The sequence below is a fragment of the Novosphingobium sp. 17-62-19 genome, from assembly GCF_002256775.1.
Classification (GTDB): Bacteria; Pseudomonadota; Alphaproteobacteria; order Sphingomonadales; family Sphingomonadaceae; genus Novosphingobium.
On record NZ_NCII01000030.1, the window covers coordinates 26501 to 34436 of the forward strand.

7 protein-coding genes and 2 pseudogenes are annotated in these 7936 nt (G+C 58.4%); 2 read left to right on the forward strand and 7 right to left on the reverse strand.

Annotated elements, in window-relative coordinates:
* Nucleotides 1-8 precede the first annotated feature (8 nt).
* Both B7X90_RS07380 and B7X90_RS07385 read right to left on the reverse strand, forming a co-directional pair.
* Nucleotides 9-623, reverse strand: a complete 615-nt coding sequence (locus B7X90_RS07380; protein ID WP_292623119.1) for a lytic transglycosylase domain-containing protein — start codon at nucleotides 621-623, stop codon at nucleotides 9-11.
* Between the two features lie 200 nt (nucleotides 624-823).
* The gene (locus B7X90_RS07385) at nucleotides 824-1420 is read right to left on the reverse strand and encodes a hypothetical protein (RefSeq protein ID WP_292623122.1); all 597 of its coding nucleotides are present in this window, start codon (nucleotides 1418-1420) and stop codon (nucleotides 824-826) included.
* Between the two features lie 757 nt (nucleotides 1421-2177).
* On the opposite strand from B7X90_RS07385, the gene B7X90_RS07390 reads away from it, so the two are divergent.
* Both B7X90_RS07390 and B7X90_RS07395 read left to right on the forward strand, forming a co-directional pair.
* Nucleotides 2178-3293 (forward strand): Fic/DOC family N-terminal domain-containing protein, encoded by a 1116-nt coding sequence (locus B7X90_RS07390; protein WP_292623124.1) that lies wholly within the window; start codon nucleotides 2178-2180, stop codon nucleotides 3291-3293.
* A gap of 84 nt (nucleotides 3294-3377) precedes the next feature.
* Nucleotides 3378-4067 (forward strand): annotated as a pseudogene (locus B7X90_RS07395) (IS110 family transposase); the annotation flags it as partial.
* Between the two features lie 24 nt (nucleotides 4068-4091).
* On the opposite strand, the pseudogene B7X90_RS07400 reads toward B7X90_RS07395, so the two are convergent.
* From B7X90_RS07400 to B7X90_RS07420, 5 genes and pseudogenes are all read right to left on the reverse strand, one after another.
* A pseudogene (locus B7X90_RS07400) lies at nucleotides 4092-4745 on the reverse strand (DEAD/DEAH box helicase family protein); the annotation flags it as partial.
* Between the two features lie 7 nt (nucleotides 4746-4752).
* Nucleotides 4753-5889, reverse strand: coding sequence for a Fic family protein (locus tag B7X90_RS07405; RefSeq protein ID WP_292623126.1), 1137 nt, complete (start codon nucleotides 5887-5889; stop codon nucleotides 4753-4755).
* 159 nt (nucleotides 5890-6048) lie between these two features.
* Nucleotides 6049-6804 carry a hypothetical protein gene (locus B7X90_RS07410; protein WP_292623129.1) on the reverse strand — a complete coding sequence of 252 codons (756 nt, stop codon included), beginning with the start codon at nucleotides 6802-6804 and terminating at the stop codon, nucleotides 6049-6051.
* A 6-nt stretch (nucleotides 6805-6810) separates the two neighbouring features.
* Nucleotides 6811-6984 (reverse strand): type IIL restriction-modification enzyme MmeI, encoded by a 174-nt coding sequence (locus tag B7X90_RS07415; RefSeq protein WP_366409672.1) that lies wholly within the window; start codon nucleotides 6982-6984, stop codon nucleotides 6811-6813.
* An 18-nt stretch (nucleotides 6985-7002) separates the two neighbouring features.
* Complete coding sequence (locus B7X90_RS07420) at nucleotides 7003-7836, reverse strand: type IIL restriction-modification enzyme MmeI (RefSeq protein ID WP_366409673.1); 834 nt, start codon at nucleotides 7834-7836, stop codon at nucleotides 7003-7005.
* Nucleotides 7837-7936 lie beyond the last annotated feature (100 nt).

Sequence of the window (7936 nt, forward strand, 5' to 3'; positions counted from 1 at the left end):
CGTTCGGGTCATTGCGGCGTCGAGGTGACCGGCCTGACCGAGAAACTCATGAGTTCCGCCTGTTTGGCTTTTGTCGCGGGCCTCTTCGCCTCAGCCAAAATCAGGGCTGCGGGTGCCCGGCCCTCAAGCAGAATACCCAGCACGCTGCCGACGTAGTCACGCGTCTCGCGGAATGGCGGAACCCCTTTATGCCGCCGAACCTGCCCAGGGCCGGCATTGTAAGCTGCAAGTGCAAGGTCATAGCGTCCAAAAGCGTCGAGTTGCTGCTTCAGGTAACGCGCACCGCCCTTGAGATTCTGCAGGGCGTTCCAGGGGTTGACGACGCCCAGTGCAGTCGCTGTGCCTGGCATCAACTGGGTCAAGCCAATCGCGCCCCGGTGACTAACCGCTGCCGAATTGTAGCGGCTTTCCTGTATGATCAGCGCGTCAAGCAGCGCAACCGGCACGCCTTCTGCGCAGGCTGTCGATGCCACAATCGGGAGCAAGCGCGCGCGCCGGATCCGGACGATCCGCGAATGCCCATTTTGCTGTGAAATGCCGGCCAGCCCACAAGCCCTGTCCGATCCCGGTGCCAATGCCGATGTCCGAAAGGGTGATGGACTCCACAGCGCGTCCTCAACCATACCCAGCTGCCTCACCGGATTTACCGATGGCGCTGATCGCTCCGCGCTGCCCTGCGAGCGTGCCACATCGAGAAGCGCGAAAGCCTGGTCGGCCTTGGTGTGTCCGGTAAATGACTGACGGACGGCTTCGCGAGCACCGACTGGTCCAGTAGAAAAGGCAGTGACAAAACAAGCCGCGAGAACGTGAACGCAACATCTTATCATCCGACAATACCCCTTGCGGCAGGAGTGGTCGGGTTATCGCAAGGCCGAGTTTTGCAGAGTGAGACGAAGTGGGCAAGCCTTGCGCTGCTGCTGCACCAGCGTGATTTGCATGACGCTGTCCGAACGGCGTGCGCGGGGCTGTAGAACATGCCCTTGCGGATCAGGCTGCTGCGTGTCGGTGCCACGCTGTTCTCTTTCATACCCAGCACTTCGGCAAGGTCATCCGACCGGTGCGGCCCCAGTGGCACAAAGGCGAATGGGCGCTCGGCATAGGATTTGGCTGGGCCCATCTGGCCGAGGAGTTGCGGCAGACCTGCCCCCACCTGCGTGATGGGCAACTGCGCCTGGTTGGCGCGGTGCAGTGCGCTGATCAGCGCGGCCAGTTCCTCTTCGGGCACATATTGCAGTTCATCGATGGCGAGCACAAAAGCATTGCCGTGTTCTTGCCCCGCCTCGCCCGCCACGCGGATCAGGTCGGCGAGATCGGATTCCAAGTCCCTACTGCCGGCCAACCCCGGCTTCACCTCGAAATCGAGCGCGATTTCGAATCCTTTGTAAACGACGCGCGTCGTCAGCAGAACGGTCTTGTCCACGCCGCCCTAGCCATAGAAAATCAGGCTGTGCGCCGCGCGTCCGTTGCGGATACAATTCAGTGCTACAGCCGCATCCTCGATCAGCGGGGCACGACCAGCGAGTCCGGGCGGGAGAGTACTAGCGCCTGGCGCAAAGGGGTTTCAGCGTCTATCCATAAACAGGTTAGCGCAGTTTATCGCTTTTCTGTAAACTCACCTAACATCACTATAGATTCCACCGCATCTGTCGGCTTGTACGCCATCCGCACCATCGCGCGACGGCAATTACGTCCGTTCAACGATATCGGCCGAATCATCCAATCGGCGCTCTCCGGACTCGGCCTACGTTCGGCTTACTTATCGAACTTATTGAAACCGTCCGATACGGTCCATCCAACACTCCCGCTGGCAAATGGCCCGAGCTATTCCAAGCATTCGGACGAAGACATCTACCATCGGCGAACTCGCGACAACGCCAACAATCGTCCGTCGTAACTTGCCGTAGGTTCAAGAGGTGGTCGCAATAATTGAGCGACCGATGGCCGCCCGCCCGATCGCGGCCCGTTCAGGGAACGGGAGCATCCACCCGATCCCTCTCTCCATTTGAAACGAGATAACGCCAGCGGATTTGATGATCGCCTGTGAACACCAACACAGTTTGGTGTAAGCAAAACCCTATTTCACGATCATCAAATGGTGTAGCCTTCGATAGACAAACATCAAAAGGCCGCGTGTGACTCGCGCTTGCCCGCCCATGATGGCCTGACGGAGACGCCATTTGCCTGTTGCCTATCACGAAGGATGCTTTCCGCCTGCCGCGCTTGACCTTGGCGTACTGTTTCCGCTGGTCGGGCCCGCCAATGCCGCGATCGCGCGGTATGAGGGCGTCCTCGCAGGCATCCCCAATCCCGATATCCTGCTGTCACCGCTGACCGCCCGCGAAGCTGTGCTGTCCAGCAAGATCGAGGGAACGCAGGTGACGCTGGGCGAGGTTCTGGAGTTTGAAGCTCAGGGCCACCTGTTTGACGAGAGCACGCCAAAGAAGGCCGATGCGCGCGAAGTGTTGAACTACCGCGCCGCCCTGCGCGAGGCGGAAAGCCTGATGACACAACTTCCGCTATCGCAGCGGCTGATCAAAGCCACTCATCGTGTGCTGATGGATGGCGCCCGCGGCCGCCACAAGGATCCTGGCGAATACCGCCGCATCCCGAACTGGATCGGGCCAGACGGCTGTACCATTGAGCAGGCGCGCTTCGTGCCACCCGGTGCCGACCGCATCGACGGCGCAATGGCGGGCTGGGAAGCCTACATTCACGCCGATGCGCCAGACCGACTGGTGCAATTGGCCATCGTTCATGCTGAGTTTGAGTCAATCCACCCGTTTCTCGACGGTAACGGGCGCATCGGGCGGCTGATCATTCCGCTTTTCCTCTATGCCCACGGGTTGCTCTCGCGGCCGAACTTCTATCTCTCAGAATATCTCGAGGCCAATCGCAACGAATATTACGATCGCATGCTCGCCGTCTCCCGAGACGATGACTGGAGCGGATGGGTGGCCTTCTTCCTGCGCGGCATCATCGCTCAGGCCGAAGCCAACACCCAGAAGGCGCAGGCGATCCTGTCCCTTCATCAGGACAAGCGTGACTGGGTGGTGGAAATCACCCACTCGCAATTTGCCGTTCGCGCACTCGACTGGATCTTCCAGCGCCCGATCTTCCAGACGCCGGATTTTATAGCTTCGGCCCAAATTCCACCGGCAACGGCGCGAAAGATCATCCGTGACCTACGTGATAATGGCCTGCTGCGCGAACTGGTGCCAGCTTCGGGTCGCGCACCGGCGACATTCGTTTTCTCCGAACTGCTCAACATTGCAGAGGGGCGAGAGGCCTTTTGACCACGAGCGCCTTCAACCCGGACATACGCGCTCCAGTTTGACGTGATCGATTCTTGATGGGGTGGACGCCCCCCGACGGCATCTATGTGCCAAAGTGGAGGTGTTGAAACACCACTTGAGGAGGCGTCCGTGTCGCAGGTTACCACAATCGGTCTGGATATCGCCAAGAACGTTTTTCACGCACATGGCGCCGACGAGCGCGGCGCCATGGTTTTCAGCCGCAAGCTGACCAGGGCAAAGCTGCTCGATTTCTTCGCCGGCCAGCCAGCCTGTGTCGTGGCTCTCGAAGCCTGTGGCGGCGCACATCACTGGGCGCGCGAGTTGCAGGCCATGGGCCACGAAGTTCGGCTGATCCCGCCCGCCTACGTCAAACCGTTTGTGAAGCGGAACAAGAACGATGCGATCGATGCAGAGGCGATCTGCGAAGCGGCGCAACGACCTGGCATGCGCTTCGTGGCGGTGAAGACCGAGGAGCAGCAGGCTGCAGGATTGGTGTTTCGCACACGGGACCTCGTTGTGCGTCAGCGCACCCAGTTGATCAACGCGATCCGCGGACATCTGGCAGAGTATGGCTGGGTGGCACCGCGGGGCACGGCAAACATGACGCTGCTGGCGTCACTCATCGACGAAGAAGAGATGGCCTCGACATTGCCGGCAGCGGCGCTGCCGATGTTGCTGGCGTCACTCATCGACGAAGAAGAGATGGCCTCGACATTGCCGGCAGCGGCGCTGCCGATGTTCAAGCTCATGCTCGACTTGCTGGCCGAGTTGGACAATCGCGTCGCTACGCTCGACCGTGAACCGGTCTTCATCCTCTGGGGCCAGCACGGGGATGGCATCGCCGCGGAAATAGCTGCCGGTCATGGCGACGATATGCGCCTTGTCCCGTCCGATCAGCTGCGCAAGCTGAGCGCCGAGGCGGTTTCCGGCATCGGCGGAAACATGATGGAATTCGTCAATCGCGATGAGGCGGTTGTCGAACGCTTCCGGCCCCAACTCGTCAAACGCAAAACGGAATGTCGCATGGGTGCAGACCAGCACCTTTTCCTCGCTGGCGAGGAATTCGCCGACCGCTTTTACCTTGGACTTCGCCACCTTTGGATCGTCAGCACCGGGCGTGTTGCACAGGTTCCATTGCGGGGCGACAACCCAGTCGGCGAAGAATCCGTACTTGCTGAGAGGTTCGCTGCCGAAGCTCGCGCCGATGGAGCGTTCCGGTACGCAGATGATGGCCTGGCGGACACCTTGATTAGTCAGCTTGTCCAACGCCACGAACATCAACGCGCGCGACTTGCCGGAAGCTGGCGGCGATTTGATCAGCAGATACTGCTCGCCGCGCTTTTCGTACACCTGCGCCTGCATTGGCCGCATTCCCAGCTCGTCGGACTTCGTCGACACGCCGGTGTGGGCGGCCTTGAAGGACACGGCAGGGATGATCTTGTCGTCGGCCATGCGGAAGCTACTTTCGGAAGAGTTCAAGATAGTCGTGGAACAGGAACAGGCGATTGCGGCGTCCTCCGGTTACTTCCACCAGCACGCCTTGCTCCACCATATCATTGATCAGCGATGCGGCAGTATTGGTCGTGGTGGAGAGCAATGCCGTCACCGCCTTCACGTCGGTGACGGGCTGGGCATAGAGGTTGCGCATCAGTTGCTGCGCATTTTCCTGTCGCCGATGGCTAAAGCGCGGGAGCACTTCGCGCTCGATGCGTTCCTTCAGCGCAAGGATTGCGCGGAAGACGCCCGCCGATCCTCGGGCCGTTTCCTCCACCCCGTGCAGGAAGAAGACCAGCCAGTCGCGCAAGTGGTTCCCTTGACGCACGGCCATCATGTGGTCGACATAGGCGGTCTTGTTTCGCTCGAAATAGTCGGACAGGTAGAGCGCTGGCCTTACCAGCAGCTTTTCCGAGGCGAGGTAGAGCGAGATCATCAGCCGCCCCAAGCGTCCGTTGCCGTCCAGGAACGGGTGGATCGTCTCGAACTGGTAGTGCGCGATCGCGATCTTGATCAGCGGTGGCACCATGGCTTCGGCGTTGTGCAGGAACTTTTCCAGATCGCTCATCAGTTCCGGCACATGATCGTGGTGCGGCGGCACGAACACGGCATTCTTCAGGCTTACCCCGATCCAGTTCTGGCTGATGCGAAATTCGCCTGGCCGCTTTGTTTCACCGCGTACCCCGTCGAGCAGGATGGCGTGGGTATCGCGCAGCAGTTGGTTGGACAGCGGCAAACGTTCCAGGCTGTCGATGGCGAAGGAGATGGCGCGGATGTAGTTCTGGACCTCGCTCCAGTCGTCGCGCACCTCGGGCAGCAGGTCTTCTGCATCTTTGAACGCATCTTCGATGTTGGTCTGGGTGCCCTCGATCCGGCTCGATTGCGTGGCTTCCTTGGCCACGTACATGCGGATGAAGAATTCGATGTCGGGGATCAACTGGGCAAAGGCGTTCAACTCGCCAAGCGCGCGGTCGGCCTGGCCGAGCAGTTGCAGGACCTGCGGGTCGGATATCGTCCAGCCATGGTTGATCGGCTCCGGCAGGAAGCTGCGATACTCTAACTGGGCTTCAAACTGCCCTGCCTGATAGGCTGAAAGCTCCATATCTCAGAAAACGCCTCTCAATCTGCCATTGGGATTTCCATATGTCAGATTCGCGCTGACACAAAGGGCTTGTTTCAGTTTTCACCCTATTTTCTGATTTATGGATTTCCATATGTCAAAATGGCGCGCCAGCGTTGAGAGCGCCCGAACATGACAGGATCAAGCAGGCGGATGATCCTTCTCAATCGCCTTTTCGAGCCACTTCGGCAGATCGCCAATCTGCGATGTGAACGTGTTTTCCGGAACATCCTGCCAGAATGCAACGATGGCATCGGAGAACTGGTCGAGATCATCGTCGGTCACGTTGAGGTTCGTATAGTCAGGCGGAAAACGCAGCAACGGTTCGGGGAAATCATCACGCTTCAGGAATTGCGGGGCATCCTTATGCAGCTTCTCGAACGAAATGCCCTCGCCGTGCTTATAGACGTTCACCACCAGATGGCATTGATGCAGCCGCTGAAAATATGGACGTGAACGGACCGGCCAGCCCCAGCATTCCAGGAAGTCTAAAAGCTGGTCGATGGTCGCCTTCCAAAGCGCAGCCCGCGTGTGGCTGCCATGGATAACCCGGCCCAGTTCGCGCGTGACCCAATCGCGCAGCTGCTTTTCCCACTCATGGTACATGCCAGCGATCACGCTCAATCGCGTTGCCTTCTGCAGGTCTTCGAGTTGCAGGTAGAATGAGACGCTTTCGTCCCATGCCTGCTCATAGGCATCCGCAGGATCATCCCGGTCAGGATTGAAGTAGGGTGCCCGATTGGCCAACCAGTCATCCGCGTATCGGTCCGCATCTTCCTTCATGGTGCCGAACTGCGACAGCAGGCGCGTTCTGGCCTCGGACACATAGAATCTGTGATTGGCGATCAAGCCGTCGCGGAACGGCCCCCACATCTGGAACAGCACCTGGTCAACCATTTCCGATCACGCCGCCTTGGCGCTGGTCATTATGGTGTAGAGTTCGAACAGCTTTTCGAGCCGTTCGGTGTCGTTCCGAAAGCGGCGGCCGATGTAGATGCGCTCCAGCACCTCGTCGTTGCGCTCATGTGCATGGCGGAGGTTTTCGGGCATCTTGTCGGGATCATAGAGGTCAGCGATGGTCGCCGGGAAATGCGCTTAGCGGGCAAGGAGGATGTCCTCGGCGCAACGGGTGAGATCGGCCGTATTTTGCTCGGTCAGCCTGGGGACCGGGAAGGTGTTGTAGCAAACTCCCGAGGAATAACGATAATCCGACTTCATTCGTCCTGCGGTTAGTCCGACCCAGCAAATATGCAACTTCGAGCAAATCACTGCCATAGTATACAATGGCGCGTCATATATTGCTTGCGCAGCGTCAGAAACAATGATGCCACTCTTCTGGCACCCAACCGGAAGATATTCTCGCCTCTCCGCGGAAACTCGGGGAATAATCAATTGGCTATATGTGCCTGTAATCGTGCGCTCAAATTTGTAAGGCGTCTCGACGCCCATTTTTCCTCTATCACTACCGCTTTCTCGGTAAGCGCGCACGTTTTGCACCCGCTCGGCTATTGGGGGGAGCGCCATGGCCGCCGCCGCTTGACTGTCTTCAATCCACAGACAGTACCTCTCAATGCCATTGATGAATTCACTCGAGCCCATGATCTGTCGAAAGAACTGATCTGAACCAGGATATTCTCGGATTATGGCCTCGTATTCTGTACGATCCATCATAAAATTTCCGAGATCTCTTGGGATGTTCCCAGCGAACATCTGAGGCAGCCCATTGATTGGCATCGGTGTTTTTTCAATAATTATGTCAGGCCCATCAACGAGATATGCATTGATGTGAGTGGCCGCCTTTCGCACGTCCTCATCATAGATAAATTTCTCCGATTTTGTCGAAGCGGAAACCCCGACAATAACGCAGATCACGTTGGCATTTTTGCTGGCATTATTCGCCCAGTAAAAATCCTTGTGGCAGAATGATATGGGTAACTACCCACCCCCTGCAACGGACGATCAGGCAGAGATGGTACCAAGTATAGTTTGGAAGGGATTGCATCCCGACAGGCGCGCGGTGTCGACGGTT

Coding starts and splice junctions, on each gene's coding strand:
- B7X90_RS07380 (WP_292623119.1), bottom strand. CDS start 623: ATGGTTGAGGACGCGCTGTGGAGTCCATCACCCTTTCGGACATCGGCA.
- B7X90_RS07405 (WP_292623126.1), bottom strand. CDS start 5,889: ATGGAGCTTTCAGCCTATCAGGCAGGGCAGTTTGAAGCCCAGTTAGAG.
- B7X90_RS07410 (WP_292623129.1), bottom strand. CDS start 6,804: ATGGTTGACCAGGTGCTGTTCCAGATGTGGGGGCCGTTCCGCGACGGC.